Raw genomic sequence first — 16,915 nt, 5'->3', positions numbered from 1 at the left:
AACCTCCTCATTTTAATTTTCTCTGCTGCGGTAAATAACTATCATGAAATAGATACAAATAGTTGCCTCCAACAGCAGCACAAGAAAGCATACATATGTTGGTACAAAGTAATGACTAAATTGTTTATAAAATGCAGTCTGTATCTCTCCTATGGGAGTGTAAAATTGGTATAGCCAACGAAAAATCAAGGGGACAGGCATCATTGTACCTAAATTAATGCCAATAGGCTGCATCATTACAGTATCGCTAAAGTGCATCGCATAATTTACTAATGTATAAAAGAAAACTATTATTATCGAAAGTATATAGCTTTTATTAAACCACACGACTAACGCAACGCATGGCAGAGCAGCAGCCCACATGAAAATTCCAGTTGATATTGTTAGAAAAAATTGGAACATAGGGCGTATGATTGGTATGTCTTGAAAAACCGCAATGATTGTACAGACGAAAAAGCCTGTAATCTGAAAGGCAATAGAAAAAATTAATAATACCAGTAATTTTACAAGGACCAGATCTCGTCTTGATACAGGAATGCAGAGAAGGTTTTTCAGAGTATTGTTATCCTGTTCAATAAAAAATAGATTTGAAGCAATAATAATCAGCATAGGCATTAATAATAAAAAGGCATTATCTTCCCTTACACCAGATTGAATACTGGCAAAATTGGACTCAGATAGTAACGCTGCATTAAACAAAGGAAATATGAAAGCTGCAAGCATACCAAAAGAAAAAATTCTCTTTCTTTTAAACTTCATAAATTCCACTAAAACCAGATTAAGCAATACCTTCACCTCCGGTTATTCGTTTGAAGTAATCCTCCAAGGTGTCTTCACATAAATGAACTTCCCATACCTCTAAACCATTTTCAATAAAATTACGGTTTAACTCAGCTACAGATATTTTTTCATCATACAGACGTAAACTGTGATTTCCTTCTATAATAAAATTCTTTATTTTAAAATTTCTTTCCATGATTCTGGCAGCCTGTGCTGTATCGGATACCATAAAATGAATGAATTTCCCATTCTTATCTTCCAGCTCTGACAGACTTTCCTCTTCCAGAAGAATGCCATGGTCTATAATTCCAATATCATCTGCAAGCAGGGCAATTTCAGAAAGAATGTGACTAGAAATTAGTATTGTTTTCTTTTTCACCTCGCAAAGCTCGCGGATAAAAGAACGGACTTCAGCAATTCCAATGGGATCAAGCCCATTAATCGGCTCATCTAAAATTAAAAGCTCAGGATCATGCATAATGGAAAGGGCAATGGCAAGACGTTGTTTCATACCAAGGGAGTATTGCGAGAACAGTTTTTTGTCATTGTAAGGAAGTCCCACAACTTTTAAAGCGCTCTCTACAGCATTGCGCTTTGAAACGCCTCTAAGCTGGGCAAAAATCCTTAAATTCTCCGTTCCGGTTAAATTGGGATAAAATCCGGGTGCCTCGATTAGACTTCCAATACGAGGTAATAATCTCTTTTCATTTCCGATTATATCTTCCCCAAATATTTGGATATCTCCTGAAGTAGGCCTTGTTAAGTTTAACAACATTTTCATTGTAGTTGTTTTTCCTGCTCCATTTCGGCCAAGAAGGCCATAAATCCTTCCTTGCGTCACATGAATATTTAAGTTAGCGACACTTTTTTGTTCCCCATATTGCTTAGTAAGATTCTTTGTTTCGATGATAAAGTTACTCAAATTAGAAACCTCCTTTTCTCATTGAGATAATTCTACCACCCCTGTCTTGCATTAACCTTGCCCAAACCTTGCATTAACCTTGTATTTTCAGGCATGTACTAATGCTTTGCAGGGAAGGAAACAGTAAAAGCAGTATATTGGCTAGGCTCACTTTCAGCATATATAGTACCATTCATTTTTTCGACCATCTGTTTGACAATAGACAATCCTAATCCGCTTCCTTTACCAGATCTTCCTTTGTCACACTTATACAATCTCTCAAAAATGTGTAGGAGGTCAGATTTATCGATACCGATTCCATTGTCCTCTATTCGAATTAGGCTATCAGTTTCTTTTGGTGTTATTTCTATTGTAATTTGAGAAGCATTACTGTGACTAATAACGTTTTGAATCAAATTGTTCATAATACGTTCATAGCCACCAGAGTCAAGTGTTACGAACATTGGTTTTTCTGGTATTTTTATTTCGTATAGCAGTTGCCTTTCTTCGAATATAGGAATCCAGTCTTTTAAAATATTGCGTGTCAATTCGGCCAGTTCGGTCTGCTCTAAAGATAAAGAGAATTCGCAGGAGTTCAATTTGAACCAATCAAATAATATATCAATATAATCTTTTAGATCGTGGGCTTTTAATCTTGCTATTTCAATATATTCATCGTGTTCATCTGGTCCAGCTACGCCTCTGTGGATAGCGTCCAGATAACCAATTAGAGTGGTGAGCGGAGTTCTTACATCATGAGAAAGGTTGGTCATTAACTGGCGATTGGTCTCATCTGCAGATCTTAATTTGGAGAGCTGTTCTTCATATCCATAAACAATCTCGTTCATTTTAAAGGAAAGTTCAGAAGTTATATCATTGTCTACAGCTAGGATTTTGCGATTGCCGTTACCAGTCTGGATATCAGTTAAAGCCTCCGCCATATTTTTTAGTTGCTTTTTAGTACGTAATATTAATAATAAAAAAATTACTATTAAAAAAAGGCTCAGAAATAACAATATGCTTATAATTACGATTAAAGGCAAAGCTTACACCTCCTTATTAAAGCGGTAACCGATTCCCTTTACCGTCTGAATATAGAGAGGTATTCCGGAATCTGATTCTATTTTTTTACGAAGACGGCTAATGATAGCCATTATATTGCTGTTATCGTAAACATAAGCTTCACCCCATACTTCCTCATAAATCTGCTGTTTTGTCAATATCTTCCCCTGGTTTTTTGCACAGAATAGTAAGAGGTCAAATTCTTTTGGTGGCAATTCGAATGTACCATTTTTGGTCGTTACACTTCGGTTGTCAAAATCTATTATCAATCCCTTGTATGTAAGTGTCTGTGAAGTGTTTCCTGATAGATTAAAACGCGTATACCTACGTATCAGTGAAATTACTCGAGCAATCAATTCTTCCATGTCAAATGGTTTTGTCAGATAGTCATCTGCACCGGAACGAAGGCCTAATATTTTTGAAGCATTATCATTTTTGGAAGTTAGCATAAGAATGGGAATTCCACTACTACCACGTATTTTTTCCATTGTTTGAAACCCATCCATCCCAGGCATCATGACATCTAAAAGAATGAGTTGGTAGTCATTCTTTTCAAGCAAGGTTAGTCCATCCAAACCAGAATGACAACAGTCGGCATTTATTTTTTCTTTTGCGACACTATGTTTTATTAAGGTGCATAATTCTTTATTATCATCTATTACTAAAATATTGAAATTCAATGTTACCCCCCTTAAATAATATTGAAATTTATGAACATATATATATAAGATTTTCATATGTATATGCCCGTATTACAGTGTAAACGCAGAAACAAATAATACAAGATAATTAAATGTAAATGAATCATTGAACTAAGTCCTAATCACTCCACAAACGCCTCCACAGCCTCCGCTGTTTTCTCCTGCTGAACCTCTCTGCTCATATCTGCCTCTTGGTCCCCCTTTTGCTCGCCGTAATTACCAAAGTTGGCATGGTTGCCTCCCACCAATGGTAGCTGAGGGTCGGAATCCTTTATTTTCTCCTTATCCAGTACCCCGTCTTTGGTTCCATAAATGGTTAAAGCTTTAGACGATGGAACATCTCCATAAACATAAGCCCCAAGCAAAATCAATCCCTTTAATTTCCCGGGATTTTCAGACATATATTTGCTTGCCATAGCACCACCCAGGGAATGGCCACCTATAAACCAGTTCTTGATTTCAGGTAAAGTATCAAAAACTCTATCTGCGGCAGAAGGATCAAAGATAGCAAGATGAAATGGCATCTTTACCAGCACACAAGTGATCCCATTGTCTGCAAATCGTGAGAGAAGAGGGTAGTAGGCGGTTGCTTCTACTTTCCCACCTGGGTAGAAAATCATTGCAGTATCGGACTTTATTTTGGAAGGTATAATAATAAGATCATCCTTAACGATTGCATTATTTTCCTTCAAGTCCTCATTTAATGCTTCAACAGCAGATTCATCCGCTTTATAATAATCAGAAACGTAGAGGAAAAAGACCAAGACAAATAATAGGAGAAGACTTGAAACAAGTAAAAGAACCTTTTTCAACCTCTTTTTCATAGAAAACATTCCTTTCTAATGCGATTTTAGCTTCATATTCCGAGTATCTCTTATTTCTATTCATCTTATCACAGTATAAGAAAATATCCCATAACAAGAGTTATATAAATAACAAGACCTGCAAAAACATTCAAACATAATTAAGACATTTTTAACCCATAAAATACAGTGGTATAAAATGTAATATTTTAGCAAAAAAACATGGATTTATATGTTAATTATATAAATAATATGGTATGATTTTAATAGGAGAAAAGAGGTGGGGAGCTTAGAAAATTATATTCATTTCGTTTTATAACATACAAAAGACAGATGGAATATAGGGGTGGGAGATATGACTAATATTGTGGGTATTACAGCTTATGGAATCATATATATCATTATTATGATTCTATTATTTGTCTTATTCTTTTTAGGAAAAGAATGGGTGATGTTAACGGGGCTTTTTGGTTTCCTGACCATGGGAATTATATTATCCGTCACAGTTACCAGGTATAACTACATAAATATGGTGAGTAACAAAAATATGATGGAAGTAAGCAGGACAGAGGATATACCGGAGATAACAAAGGTAGGGAATGTATATCGAAATAATTGGAGAACCGTACAAATTGTTTATGGTTTAACTCATGAGGAGCAGGAATATTACTCCGTCATGAGAAGTAAAAATGGACTTTTTATTATCGAAGGAGGCGTACTGCATACAAGAAACATATCAGATGCAGGTCTGGCGGAATAAAACTATTTTTATGGATTTACAGATAGAATATAATTCATTTATGCCGGAGCATGAAAACCGGGCAAATGATGTGAAATAGAAAAAAGAAGCCATTGGATTATTATAGAAAAGTCCATTGGCTTCTTTTCTGTATTTACAAAGAGATTCCTTCTAAGAATCCTTGGAACTCAGTGAAGTTATTCTCCTCAGCCTTTTTCATACAAACTGTTATTTTCTCCATAGAAAACTGAAGCATGATATGAATGGAACCCACGGATTCCCCAACAATCTGTACCGGAAGATAAAGTAAGTGGCTGTCTAACCACATAGCTTTTACGGCTATCTTTTCCTCATATCCCTGTAAGGTGCTACCCATAAATTCTTGAAAAGAGAATGGAAAAGTAAAACTGCTTTCCTCCCCGGAAAGAATTACGATACCCTCTGTCTCACCATAAGAAAGAGTAATCGTGTGAAAGCCTTTTTCATTCTCTAAAAGCTGGTAAGATTTGTTCCATTCCTTTGGGGAAACAAAGATATTTTTTGCCTCTTCCTGATCCAGTGATGGTTCCACGTTGTGTGTCATTGGTTCTAAAAGATCCACGCACTCTCCAATGATATCTAGTATCTCCTGGTTACCACCTCTTCTGTTTTGAGTATCAGCCGTCACCGCAAACACTAGGTTTTGTTCTGGATAAAATAGAACATACTGGCCGCCCAGGCCGTACATTGCAAAGCCTTTGCGGATGCGCCAGAACTGATAGCCATATCCAAGTTGTTCCTCCAAGGTCTGTCCAAAGTGGAGGGTAGGAACTTGATAAGAAACTGCATCCCGTAGATAATCTGCAAAAATGCCTTGTCCCTTATGAATCGTATCCATGCAGTAACGCCCAAGCTTAATTAAGTCCCAAGGAAGGGCCATAAGGCCGGAGCCGCCCATATCCCAGCCAAAGGGATCCTTTATGATATAGGCTTCTTTTGAAAATCCAATTTGATCCAGACACTTTTCCCTTAAGTACTCTAAGAGGTTCTTTTCAGTTAGTTTTTTAACCAAAGCAGCTAAGGTATGGCTGGCTGAGGTATCGTAGACGAAAATCTGTCCGCTGCGATGAGAGGGAGGGGTTAGAAAAAAGCTTTCCACCCAGTGCTTCTCTCTGTCACGTTTATAGGTAGTGGAAGAGTGGCAGGTTTCCATAGTGAGCATGTTGCGTATGGTCATATCCAAAAGCCAGGGGTGAGTGGTACCTGGCGGACAATATTCTGGGAAATAATTTGTTATTTTGTCCTCTAATGTTATCAACTCATCAGCAAGGAGAAATCCGATTGCAATGGAACAAAGGCTTTTTGTAATGGAGAACATACGGTGTAAGTCCGTTTTTTCATAAGGAGCCCCATAGGCTTCTTTTATAAGTTGTCCATTCCAGTCCATTAGGAAGCTGTGTATTGGTAGGCCACTTTTTAAAAGATGGGTCCATGCATCCTCAGATGCTTTTTTCAGATAGGTTTCCATGTTGTTTTGCATTGACTTTATCCCTCATTTCCTTTGGTGACACACCAAAATTTTTCTTAAAGGCCCGACGAAAAGAGGCCGCATTGTTGTAGCCGATATACTGATATAAGGTGGAAAGACCGGCATCGGATTCTGTAATGACTTCTTTTGCCTTTGCCATTCTTAATCGTTCCAAATAGATGGAGAAATTCTCGGATACTTCTTTTTTAAACAAATAGCTGAAATAGTTTTCTGAGATCTTAAATTCATCAGAAATCTTTGTCAGGCACAAGTCTGGATCCTGGTAATTGTTATTGATGTATCCTTGTATTTTTAGAATCAGTTCATTGCCTTCGGAACCGCATACATCGCATAGTTCAAGAGCAATGGTCTCAAGAATGCTTAAGCTCATCTCTCCTTCAAACTGCTTATCAATGATATCCAATAACCCGAGTTTTTCCGGGGAGAATCCGTCAGTAAGAAGATTATGTCTCTTTTTAAATACGGTTGCCCGCACATCGGACACCAGCCAGCCCTTTTGCGTATAAGATAAGTTTTTCTTTTTTGTATTTTCATTACGGATCAGCTTAAAAAGTTCCTGAACCTGATCCTTGTTCCCGCTTGATATAAATCCGCTAAGCTGAACAGAAAGACTCTCCGGGTAGTAATACACATCATTTGATTGGTTGATATCACTGCTTAGGATATATTGCTCTATGGTGGTGATGGATTTGGCTTCCTTTGCCTGTTGATAGGATTTCCAGGTGTAAGAAATCATGGTGTTCCGGTCTCCAAAACCTCCCCGGATCCAAATGCCGTATTTTTCTAAAAGTTCGTTGTGAAGCTCGGTGAAGGTTGCTTTATTTTTAGCAATGACCGTTTCAAAGGGATCTGTCTTATTTGAAGAGATCAGTACAGCAAACACCCGGTCAGAGGGTTTATAGATAAATCCGGTGTCAGGGTAGTGACGGCGGAGCGCTTCCCGTACCAGAGTGTTGTAATTTTGAATTAACAGTTCCATATCACTGGAATGAATGTGTTCAGACTGGGAAGGGGATACCTCTGTATACAGTACATGGTATTTTTCGTCTGGTTGCTCCAGGCAGAGTTCATTGGTGATGTATTCTTTTTCCTCGTTGGTGGTTATGCTTCCCTCCATGATTCTTCTTAGATAGGATTCAATCACCATTGGTTTTTGCTTCTCCACAATAAGGTTTAAGGAAGACGCTACCGATTCCTTAAATACCAGCTCATTATTAATCTGGGTGAGCCACCGGTTTCCTTTGGATGAAAATATGATGGAAACCACTCCGCCAAGCACTAAGGATAAGATGGTGATGATGGTAAAGAAACGCTGGGAGGATGTAATGGAATAATAAGCTTTGTCCTCTGGCTGAACCAGGTAATAGGTCCATCCATTGTAAGAGGAAGAAACCGCAGTCACCAACATCTCTTCCCGGGTTTCACTTGCTTTTATATGAGCGATCTGGTCCTCATATTGGAGGTTTTCTAGTAGTTCAAAGGAATCTGACGGACTGTCATCAGATAAAAAAAACATTTGGGAGCCACTTTTGTTAAATGCGGTTAAATATCCGTCGCCATACAAGTTGATGCCGGAAAAAAACTCGGTTATGAGATCATAGTCAAACAAATAGCATAACACGGACAATGGCTTGTTCTCGGAACGAAGGGGATTTAAAAGGGGATACACGTATAGATAATTTTTTGAATCTCCCTTGAAATCAGACATTGGAATAAATCGATTCCACGACGTTTCATTTAACAGTGCTTTGGAGAAGGTCTCTGGATCTATCCGGTATTTGGCATTGTTTAGGGCAAAAAACCGAAAATCAGAAAATATGGTAGAGGATACCACGTACCCGTTTTTCTCCATAAAAATAAAAGAGTTACTGATTGGTAGCAGCACCTCCACTGGAGTGATGGATTTTAAGCTTAGCTGGGTTTGATATCCCAAGTAATAAAAATCGTTTTCTTCCTCTCCAGAAAGGTGAGACAGGTTATTGAAAAAACGGTTGGAGGAGACCTGTTTGACCGCCGCATTCATCAATTCCATGGTGCTGTCTAACTGTTTGACCGAGGCTGATAAGGTGAGGCGATTTTGTTGGCTGATTCCCTTTTTTACCTGTGCGGAAGATATGTAATACAGCACGATCCCAATGATTAAAATAATTCCAAGAAAAATGGTGTAGGAGAGCATGAGCTGATTTTTAAATGGTACATCCTGTTTTTGCCTGCTGTGATTTTTCATAAGCACCGTTCCTTATTTCATATGAAGGAATTATAGTATGAAACGAATATAAAATCAATAAAACGGCGTAATGTTTAAAAACTGTACACTGAACGTAAATAATGTACGCAGGAAAACTGGGATTTTTATGTGTTTTTAAGAGAAGTGGCAAAGTGGGGAGCAGTATCATGTGTATATTGCATAATAAAAAAAGGATATTAAAAGACAATAAGATAAAATTGAACAATGAAGTGAAAATGTGTCCGTTGATATAATTACGGTCCAATGATATGATGGCGTAGCGTCAAAGACGCACATAGAAAAATATATGTGGGAGGTTTCAAATGAGAGTAAAAAAAATGCTTGCAGCCGGCATGGCAATGACAATGGCAGCTTCCATGGTATTAAGTGGATGTTCGTCCGGTTCTAAAACGAGCGGTAGTGCAGCAAATGCGGAGTCCAGTACCGCAACAGGGGAAACAGCTGGAAAAAATGATATTAAGAAGCCAGAGAAAATCACAATTATGGTAAATGGTACAGTTACCACTAAGCCAAATAACAGAGAAGCGTTTGAAAAAAAATGGGAGGCGCTGACTGGGATTGATCTTGAGATCATTCAGCCAGATCATGATGCTTACTTTGATGTTCTGGGGCAAACGTTTGCCTCTGGTCCTGAAAACTGGCCGGATTTGATTATTCTTAATGGAAGTTATTATACCGGATATGCGGAAGAAGGTGCGCTCTGGGATATGACAGACGCCTGGAATAATTCTGAGCTGAAAGCTTCCGGACGTGTGACTGGAGAAGAAGTCATTGATAATACAAAGATAAATGGAAAACTATTTGGATTTCCTGTAGCCAGAAGAGGAGGTTGTCTTACTTATGTAAAAAAAGCCTGGCTTGATCGGTGTGAGTTAAAAGCACCAGAAACGTATGACGAATACTTAAACATGTTAAAAGCATTTACCGAAGGCGATCCTGATGGCAATGGAATCAATGGGGACACTTATGGTGTTTCGGCGGCAGGATTCGTGGGCCAGGGAGATCCTTCTTCCAATTACCTTCCTGAATTTTACCAGGATGCAAAGCCAAACTTTGAAAAGGGTGAGGATGGTCTCTGGTATGATGGATTTACCAAAGATAATTTCAAGGGTGCCTTAACTCGTTTAAGAGATGCTTATGCAGCAGGTTATATTGATAAAGAGACATTAACAAATGGAACCAAGGATTGCCGAAATAAGTTTTATGAGGATAAATTTGGTGTATTTACTTATTGGGCAGGTACTTGGGCAAGTAACTTAAAGAATAATCTAGAAGCCAATGGAAAAGACGGAGAGTTGGTTCCATTAAAGCCAATCAAAGAAATTGGGGCTTATGAAGAAGGCACAGCACCAGTATGGGCAATCACTTCTTCCTGTGAAAATCCAGAAGGTGTGTTTAAATACTTCATTGAAACCATGTTAGATGGCGGAGACACTCAGTTATTGTGGAGCTATGGCGTGGAAGATGTTCACTGGTCTAAAAAGGCTGAAACCATTTTGGATAATACATATGCAGAAGGTCAGTTCCATACGAAAGAAAGTCTGGAGCAGCCTGGTACACAGTATACCAAACAGCACCTTGATCCTATGCTTTCCATCGTTAAGTGGGATGAAGATCCTGGTAAGGATACGGTAAAAGAAGAAGCAAAAGTCTCTCAGGAGTTATTTAATAAAAACTGCCGTCAGGCTTCCATTATTCCGTCGACCGATGTAATGGCAACGTATAACGGCGATTTAACCACTCTTAAAAATTCCATTGTAGCCGATGTTGTGGTACAGGGAATATCCATTGAGGAAGCGTATGCACGTTTTGAAAAAGAAGGCGGAGCAGAGTGGTCCAAAAAAATCGTAGACTCACTCAATGAACAGGAATCTGCAAAATAGAGTTAGAAAGGTTCATATATGAATACAAAGAAGAAAGGGCCTGCAGCGGTTGCTGCAGGTAACCAAAAACGGCCGCTGCTGGTTTCGCTTCGGTACTATAAGGGATTTTATCTGATGTTTTTGCCGGTTCTTATTTTTGCAATCGTGTTTCATTATCTTCCTATGTTTGGGGTGCGATATGCATTTTACACGTATAAGGGCATTAAGGAACCGGTTTTTGTAGGTCTCCAACATTTTGAAAAAATGATGAAGATGTCAGGATTTTGGAACGCCTTTGGCAATACCATCACATTAAGCGTCATTAAGCTTCTATTAAATACGTTTATGGCTGTTGTGCTTTCTCTTATGCTCAATGAGCTGCGCTCAGCAACCTTTAAAAAGGTAACTCAGACTATCGTTTATCTGCCCCATTTTATGTCATGGGTAGTAACTGCCTCTGTATTTACCCTGATTTTATCCCCTAGTGACGCTGGCTTAATCAATGCACTTATGGTGAAATTTGGGATAGTAAAGGAAGGGATTTATTTCCTTGGGGATAAGAACTGGTGGCGTCCCATGTTTTATATCATCAATGTCTGGAAGGATACGGGGTGGGGGACTATCATTTTCATAGCAACCCTTTCTGGAATCAATCCAGAGCTTTATGAAGCTGCATCCATGGATGGAGCGGGCCGACTGAATAAGCTTCGGTTCATCACCATGCCAGCGCTTTCTAATACCATCATTACAGTACTTATTTTGAATCTTGCAAAAGTTATGAACTTATTTGAGTCTGTTTTCGTTATGCAAAATGACGCAGTCACTCAAAAATCAGACGTTCTTCATACTTACATCTATACACAAACATTTAACTCGGGCGCTCTTCCTGATTATGGCTATACCACAGCAGTGGGGCTTACGGCTTCACTAGTGGGTTGTGCACTTGTATTAATCTGCAATAAGGCAAGCCAAAAAGTCAGGGGAAGAGGGATCGTTTAGGGGGAGAGAACATGAAAAAGAAAGCAACCGCATTTGACTATGCGCTGGTGGTTATATTCATTTTAATTAGTATTATCATGATTGTCCCCATCTACAAGGTACTCATCGACTCCCTGGATTTAAAAACTGCTTACGGTATGAAGCTGTTTCCAGAACGGTTTGGTATGGCAGGTTATGTTTCCGTATTTACGAATCCGACTCTTTACAAGCCATTTTTAGTATCTTGTTTGACAACGGTAGTGGGAACTATAACCGGACTTACCATTGCTACCTTAGGCGCTTATGTCTTAATTCAGTGGAAGATGCCTGGAAGAACTTTATTTGCCAATTTGATGTTGTTTACTATGATTTTTAGCGGTGGAATGATCCCGACTTATTTGGTCATGAAGACGTTGCATCTGACCAATACCTTATTGGTAGTAATACTGATGCCTGCAATCAATGTTTATAATATGGTGCTGATGAGAAACTTTTTTGAGGGAATCCCAGACAGTCTTTTTGAATCGGCAGAGATTGACGGCTGTTCTCCTATGGGGATATTTTTGAAAATCGTTTTGCCGTTATCCAAAGCAGCACTGACTGCCATTGGACTTATGTATGCAGTATCTTATTGGAATGATTACACCCATTATAAGCTTTATATTACAAATGATAATTTATATAACTTTCAGATGAAGCTCAGATCAGTTATAATGGGAAGTGACTTGCCCCATGCCATTGGAGGTGCGACCGAAAACACCGTAAAGAATGCAGCGGTTATCGTGGCAATCCTTCCATTTATGATCATTTATCCATTCTGTCAGAAGTATTTTATCCAGGGTGTGAATATAGGAGCTGTGAAAGAATAAAAAATTGGCGGGAGAGGGAGCAGATGGTCTGCTCCTTTTTCTCAATCTATGATAAAATAAAAGGAGCCATAAGATGTATCAAAACCCCATTTTGTATGCAGATTATTCAGATCCGGATGTCATCCGGGTAGGAGAAGATTACTATATGGTAGCTTCTTCCTTCACTTACTTACCAGGGGTCCCCCTGCTTCATTCCAGGGATTTGGTTCACTGGGAGATGATCAATTACTGTGTAAGATCTCTTCCGTTTGAGAAGTACGACCGCCCTTCCCATGGCTCAGGCACCTGGGCACCATCCATTCGTTATCATGAAGGTATCTTTTATGTGTTTATTCCTCTTCCGGATGAAGGGATTTATGTGGCTTCCAGTAAAGATCCTTATGGAGAATTTACTCTTTGCTGTTTACATGAGGCTAAGGGGTGGATCGATCCATGTCCTTTCTGGGATGAGGATGGAAAAGCGTATATGGTCTTTGCTTATGCCAACAGCCGGTGCGGAATCAAGCATCGCTTAGATCTTGTGGAGATTGATCCAGAGTGTACCAAGGTTCTTTCAGAGCCTATTGCTATCTTTGACGGGGAACAGCTAGGACCTACCACGGAAGGACCAAAGCTTTATCAGTATCAGGGATATTATTACATCTTAATGCCTTCTGGTGGTGTGGCAACCGGGTGGCAGTCGGTGCTTCGGGCGAAATCCATCTATGGGCCTTATGAGTACCGGATCATCATGCATCAAGGGAACACAGACGTCAACGGACCTCATCAGGGAGGTTGGGTGATTGCTCCTGATGGAAGGCATTGGTTCCTGCATTTTCAAGATGTGCATGAGCTTGGAAGAATCCTTCATTTACAGCCCATGTGTTTTAATAATGGCTGGCCTTTTATCGGAGTGGAGCAAAATGGAGATGGTATTGGAGAGCCAGTGAAGGAGTGGAGACTTCCTGCAAAGGGAGAGCCTAGATATCAGATTAAGAAGTCTGATGATTTTACTGGAGATAGCCTTGGACTTCAATGGCAGTGGCAGGCAAATCCCAAGGATTTTTATTATTCTTTGGCTGGGCATAGCGGTTTGCGTCTTTTTTGTCTGGCAAATGACAAAAGAGAGAATCTTTTGTGGTATGCACCAAATGCCTTCACCCAGATTCCGCAGCACCCGGCATGTTCTATGACGACGAAGGTTCGGTTATTGGGAAAAGAGGCAGGAGATATGGCATCAATCGGAGTGATTGGTCATGCTTATGCTTATCTTGGCATTCAGTTGACGAAAAAAGGTCATGTACTTTGCCTTTATACCGGGGCGGTGACAGAGAAAAATCTTGAGGGAAAGGCTATTGAGGAGTTAAGCAAGACCTGTTCCTATGATATGGATACTGTTTACTTAAGGCTTGAATTGTACCATAATAAGACCTACCGGTTTGCTTGGTCTTCAGATGGAATCCGCTATACGTTTATGGGGAAAGAATTCCCACTTCGTAGGGCCACCTGGACTGGGGCAAAACTGTGTCTTTGGAGTGCGAACAAGGAAAATGGTTCATCAGAAGGGTATGGGGAATATGAATTTATACACATCGAAGACAGAGGCAACGGCAAAGCAGGCCTTTGAGGCTGCAAAGGAAGGAAATGAATCTCTAGTAATCCACCTAATTGATCACACCTTTAATATAGAAGATTGTGATGTGGAGGGAAATAGCATTCTCCATTATGCAGTAAAGGGGAAGAATCTAAGCCTTGTTACATATCTGGTGGAGAGATGTGGACTGGATCCGACCTGGGCCAATCAAAACATGGTGTCGCCCTATGATCTTTCAAAGGGAACTAAAATCGAGGAATATTTTAAAACTGCCTGTGGCTTTTCAGTGGAGGAAAGCTACCGAAATCCCATATTAAAAGGAATGCATCCAGATCCCAGTGTGGTACGGGTCGGAGAGGACTATTATATGGTCCATTCCAGCTTCCTGTATTTCCCTGCCATTCCCATCTCTCATTCAAAAGATTTGGTTCACTGGGAGGTGATTGGTTATGGGGTGACCGATTCTACATGGGCGGAGGAACATCTGGGAGGTCTGGAGTGTGGACGTGGTTTTTGGGCACCAGATATCAGCTATCATAATGGACGGTTTTATATCTGTGCCACCTTAAGGTTAAATGACGATGCACCATGTATCCAGACGCAGATGATTACCAGCTCTACTTGCCCTCAGGGACCTTATGATACGCCAGTGATTCATGAGGTGCTTGGCATCGATCCTTCTTTGTTTACCGATGATGACGGCAAACGATATATGCTCTTAAACCGTGGAGCCAGAATCATGGAAATCTCAGAGGATGGGAGAAAATTATTATCGGAGCCCTCTCTTATCTGGTACGGTCATTCCGGACATGCACCAGAAGGGCCTCACCTGATTAAAAAAGATGGATATTATTACTGCTTTCTGGCAGAGGGAGGAACCGGAAAAGGACATATGATCACGGTTTCCAGGTCCAGAAGCTTATACGGCCCCTATGAACCCTGTCCTTTTAACCCTATCATGCATCAAAAGGATGGAATGTCTGCGATTCAGTGCTGCGGTCATGGAAAGCCAGTTCAGACTCAGGACGGACGTTGGTTTATGGTATATCTTTGTTCTCGATTCTTAAAGGGACAGTGGGGAATGTTAGGACGGGAAACCTGTTTGGACGAGATCAAGTGGACTCTGGACGGCTGGCCTTTGATGAACCAAGGCAAAGGCCCTTCCTATATAGCTCCTTTACCATATCAGCAGCAGGAATATAAAAAAGCGGAGCAGACAGCAGAAAGTTGGTTAACTCCGAGAGCCAGAGATGAAAGCAGTGTTAGGGAAGAAAAAGACGGTAGCGTTTGGATTCGTGGAGACGGAAAAGACTTATGGGAAAAGAGTTGTAGGAGTCTTCTGGTTAAAAGTCAACCGGACTTTCAATTTACCATGGAATTTACCATGGAGTTTATGGAAGAAGAAAAAGAATTTTCTTCCAATGCAGGCGTGACTCTTTACTATGATGAGAACACCTACATAAAATTTGGAGTGACAAAGGATACTGTTTTTGTATCGGAATATGTGGATCGTGCTTATATTAGAACAGAACGACAGCCCTTTTCTTTCCAAAAAACCGTAACTTTCCGGGTGGAAACCCATGGGCTTCAAAGAACATTTTTATTAAATAACAGCTACCTGTGGCATTGGCCGGATGTGACATCAATTTGTTCCGAAGGTCTATCAAAAGGCAAACGCTTTACAGGAGCGATGTATGGAGTGTACGTAAATGGCGGCAATCTTTTACGCTGGAGACAGCACCGTGAAATTCAATAAAATAGCAACTTACCCCCAGACTGGTATTTCTCAAGCCATGCTCTGGTATCTTAAGGATACTGTGGAGATGAAAAGTTTTGCCCAGAATGGTCGTAGCACAAAATCCTTTTTGGATGAAGGAAGACTTTCTTCTATAGAAAAGGAAATGAAGCAAGGTGATTTTCTATTCATCCAGTTTGGACATAACGACGAAAAGGATGACCCGGAGCGTCATACCGACCCAGAGACCACATTTCCAGAAAATCTGCTTCGTTTTATAGAAGTAGCAAGAAGTAAAGGCGCTTATCCTGTTTTGATTACGCCTATTGCCAGAAGACTTTTTAATGATAAGGGTGTTTTTCTTCCAGGGAGTCATGGGGCTTTTCCTGAGGCGATGATAAAAACTGGAAAAAGGGCCGAGGTTCCAGTCATAAACTTGACCCATATAACAGAAAAATATCTTGCTTTCGTAGGTGATCTGGCGTCCAAGGCTTATTTTATGTGGCCTGGAGATAATACACATTTAAAACCCGAGGGGGCAGTACTTATGGCAGGATTTCTTTGTCAAGAACTTAAAAAGCTTGGCTCCCCATATAGTGATCTTTTAGAAGACGGAATTCCGTTAATAGAAAATGTAGGTCTTGATGTATCCTAAGAAAAATGTGGCAATTCATTCATAATCTAAGATAAAAGTATAGAGAACAAAAAATGCTGTATCTGTTTGAGTATTATAGTTTTGATTAAAAGTGGACTTGTTATTAAGGACTTTATAAAGAAAACTTGGGTTGTTATAATTGTTATATATATAATTATTTTAAAGCGGTTGTTTGCCAGTTATATTGGAATCATTGGCAGAGAACCGCTTTTGTTATTTTCTTTATATGAAATTTTAGATTTTTAATTGTTTGTATTTCAGTGTTAGAAAAATAACCTTCTTTGAATTCCCAGGAAGTGCTTAAAGATAGAAAGAACCTTAAAAAAAGAATAATATCAGACTCTTTTATGGAGCATGTAAAAATGAAGGATTGGTACACATTCTCTGTTGTAAATGATATTTTATTATGTTAATATAGCAGTATTCTTCCAGCACTTTAAAATTTATGATCTGGAAATATTGATTTAAAAGCATGATAACT

14 protein-coding genes are annotated in these 16,915 nt (G+C 39.5%); 7 read left to right on the top strand and 7 right to left on the bottom strand.

The genetic code is table 11. The annotated features are described in order from the left end of the window. Positions 1 to 12: 12 nt before the first annotated feature. From BET01_RS11150 to BET01_RS11130, 5 genes are all read right to left on the bottom strand, one after another. Positions 13 to 786, bottom strand: a complete 774-nt coding sequence (locus tag BET01_RS11150) for an ABC transporter permease (protein WP_120196885.1) — start codon at positions 784 to 786, stop codon at positions 13 to 15. Further along, positions 779 to 1,702: an ABC transporter ATP-binding protein gene (locus BET01_RS11145; RefSeq protein WP_120196884.1), complete on the bottom strand. Its 924-nt coding sequence runs from the start codon at positions 1,700 to 1,702 to the stop codon at positions 779 to 781. Before BET01_RS11145 ends, BET01_RS11150 begins: the two co-directional genes overlap by 8 nt. Positions 1,703 to 1,800: 98 nt before the next feature. Next, positions 1,801 to 2,706, bottom strand: a complete 906-nt coding sequence (locus BET01_RS11140; protein ID WP_166428726.1) for a sensor histidine kinase — start codon at positions 2,704 to 2,706, stop codon at positions 1,801 to 1,803. 21 nt (positions 2,707 to 2,727) lie between these two features. After that, the gene (locus BET01_RS11135) at positions 2,728 to 3,423 is read right to left on the bottom strand and encodes a response regulator transcription factor (RefSeq protein ID WP_120196882.1); all 696 of its coding nucleotides are present in this window, start codon (positions 3,421 to 3,423) and stop codon (positions 2,728 to 2,730) included. Positions 3,424 to 3,566: 143 nt separating this feature from the next. After that, positions 3,567 to 4,268: an alpha/beta hydrolase gene (locus tag BET01_RS11130; RefSeq protein ID WP_243117191.1), complete on the bottom strand. Its 702-nt coding sequence runs from the start codon at positions 4,266 to 4,268 to the stop codon at positions 3,567 to 3,569. Positions 4,269 to 4,602: 334 nt separating this feature from the next. Between BET01_RS11130 and BET01_RS11125 the strand changes: the two genes are divergently transcribed. After that, complete coding sequence (locus tag BET01_RS11125) at positions 4,603 to 5,007, top strand: hypothetical protein (protein ID WP_120196880.1); 405 nt, start codon at positions 4,603 to 4,605, stop codon at positions 5,005 to 5,007. A gap of 133 nt (positions 5,008 to 5,140) precedes the next feature. On the opposite strand, the gene BET01_RS11120 is transcribed toward BET01_RS11125, so the two are convergent. Both BET01_RS11120 and BET01_RS11115 read right to left on the bottom strand, forming a co-directional pair. Continuing rightward, entirely contained in the window at positions 5,141 to 6,505 is a 1,365-nt protein-coding gene (locus BET01_RS11120; protein ID WP_120196879.1) for a serine hydrolase domain-containing protein, read from the bottom strand. After that, on the bottom strand, positions 6,465 to 8,741 hold the full coding sequence (locus tag BET01_RS11115; RefSeq protein ID WP_120196878.1) for an AraC family transcriptional regulator: 2,277 nt from the start codon (positions 8,739 to 8,741) through the stop codon (positions 6,465 to 6,467). The genes BET01_RS11120 and BET01_RS11115 overlap by 41 nt, the downstream gene beginning before the upstream one ends. 323 nt (positions 8,742 to 9,064) lie before the next feature. On the opposite strand from BET01_RS11115, the gene BET01_RS11110 reads away from it, so the two are divergent. The 6 genes from BET01_RS11110 to BET01_RS11085 all read left to right on the top strand — a co-directional run bounded on the left by BET01_RS11110 (position 9,065) and on the right by BET01_RS11085 (position 16,434). After that, the gene (locus BET01_RS11110; protein ID WP_120196877.1) at positions 9,065 to 10,645 is read left to right on the top strand and encodes an extracellular solute-binding protein; all 1,581 of its coding nucleotides are present in this window, start codon (positions 9,065 to 9,067) and stop codon (positions 10,643 to 10,645) included. Between the two features lie 18 nt (positions 10,646 to 10,663). Beyond that, positions 10,664 to 11,623: an ABC transporter permease gene (locus BET01_RS11105; protein WP_120196876.1), complete on the top strand. Its 960-nt coding sequence runs from the start codon at positions 10,664 to 10,666 to the stop codon at positions 11,621 to 11,623. Positions 11,624 to 11,634: 11 nt separating this feature from the next. Continuing rightward, positions 11,635 to 12,471, top strand: coding sequence for a carbohydrate ABC transporter permease (locus BET01_RS11100; protein WP_120196875.1), 837 nt, complete (start codon positions 11,635 to 11,637; stop codon positions 12,469 to 12,471). Between the two features lie 73 nt (positions 12,472 to 12,544). After that, on the top strand, positions 12,545 to 14,077 hold the full coding sequence (locus BET01_RS11095; RefSeq protein ID WP_120196874.1) for a glycoside hydrolase family 43 protein: 1,533 nt from the start codon (positions 12,545 to 12,547) through the stop codon (positions 14,075 to 14,077). Continuing rightward, a complete protein-coding gene (locus BET01_RS11090; RefSeq protein WP_158585042.1) occupies positions 14,028 to 15,800 on the top strand; it encodes a family 43 glycosylhydrolase in 1,773 nt (590 codons plus the stop codon). The genes BET01_RS11095 and BET01_RS11090 overlap by 50 nt, the downstream gene beginning before the upstream one ends. Next, a complete protein-coding gene (locus tag BET01_RS11085) occupies positions 15,754 to 16,434 on the top strand; it encodes a rhamnogalacturonan acetylesterase (RefSeq protein WP_120196872.1) in 681 nt (226 codons plus the stop codon). Before BET01_RS11090 ends, BET01_RS11085 begins: the two co-directional genes overlap by 47 nt. Positions 16,435 to 16,915: the final 481 nt, after the last annotated feature.

It is taken from the genome of Lacrimispora algidixylanolytica (assembly GCF_003609635.1).
Classification (GTDB): domain Bacteria; phylum Bacillota; class Clostridia; order Lachnospirales; family Lachnospiraceae; genus Lacrimispora; species Lacrimispora algidixylanolytica.
This window is presented reverse-complemented; position numbering and strand designations above follow the sequence as displayed.

Bases quoted from the DNA above. Each gene is read 5' to 3' on its own strand.
- BET01_RS11125 (WP_120196880.1), top strand. From the start codon at position 4,603: ATGACTAATATTGTGGGTATTACAGCTTATGGAATCATATATATCATT.
- BET01_RS11090 (WP_158585042.1), top strand. From the start codon at position 14,028: ATGAATTTATACACATCGAAGACAGAGGCAACGGCAAAGCAGGCCTTT.
- BET01_RS11115 (WP_120196878.1), bottom strand. From the start codon at position 8,741: ATGAAAAATCACAGCAGGCAAAAACAGGATGTACCATTTAAAAATCAG.
- BET01_RS11120 (WP_120196879.1), bottom strand. From the start codon at position 6,505: ATGCAAAACAACATGGAAACCTATCTGAAAAAAGCATCTGAGGATGCA.
- BET01_RS11110 (WP_120196877.1), top strand. From the start codon at position 9,065: ATGAGAGTAAAAAAAATGCTTGCAGCCGGCATGGCAATGACAATGGCA.
- BET01_RS11105 (WP_120196876.1), top strand. From the start codon at position 10,664: ATGAATACAAAGAAGAAAGGGCCTGCAGCGGTTGCTGCAGGTAACCAA.
- BET01_RS11100 (WP_120196875.1), top strand. From the start codon at position 11,635: ATGAAAAAGAAAGCAACCGCATTTGACTATGCGCTGGTGGTTATATTC.
- BET01_RS11095 (WP_120196874.1), top strand. From the start codon at position 12,545: ATGTATCAAAACCCCATTTTGTATGCAGATTATTCAGATCCGGATGTC.
- BET01_RS11085 (WP_120196872.1), top strand. From the start codon at position 15,754: ATGGCGGCAATCTTTTACGCTGGAGACAGCACCGTGAAATTCAATAAA.
- BET01_RS11130 (WP_243117191.1), bottom strand. From the start codon at position 4,268: ATGAAAAAGAGGTTGAAAAAGGTTCTTTTACTTGTTTCAAGTCTTCTC.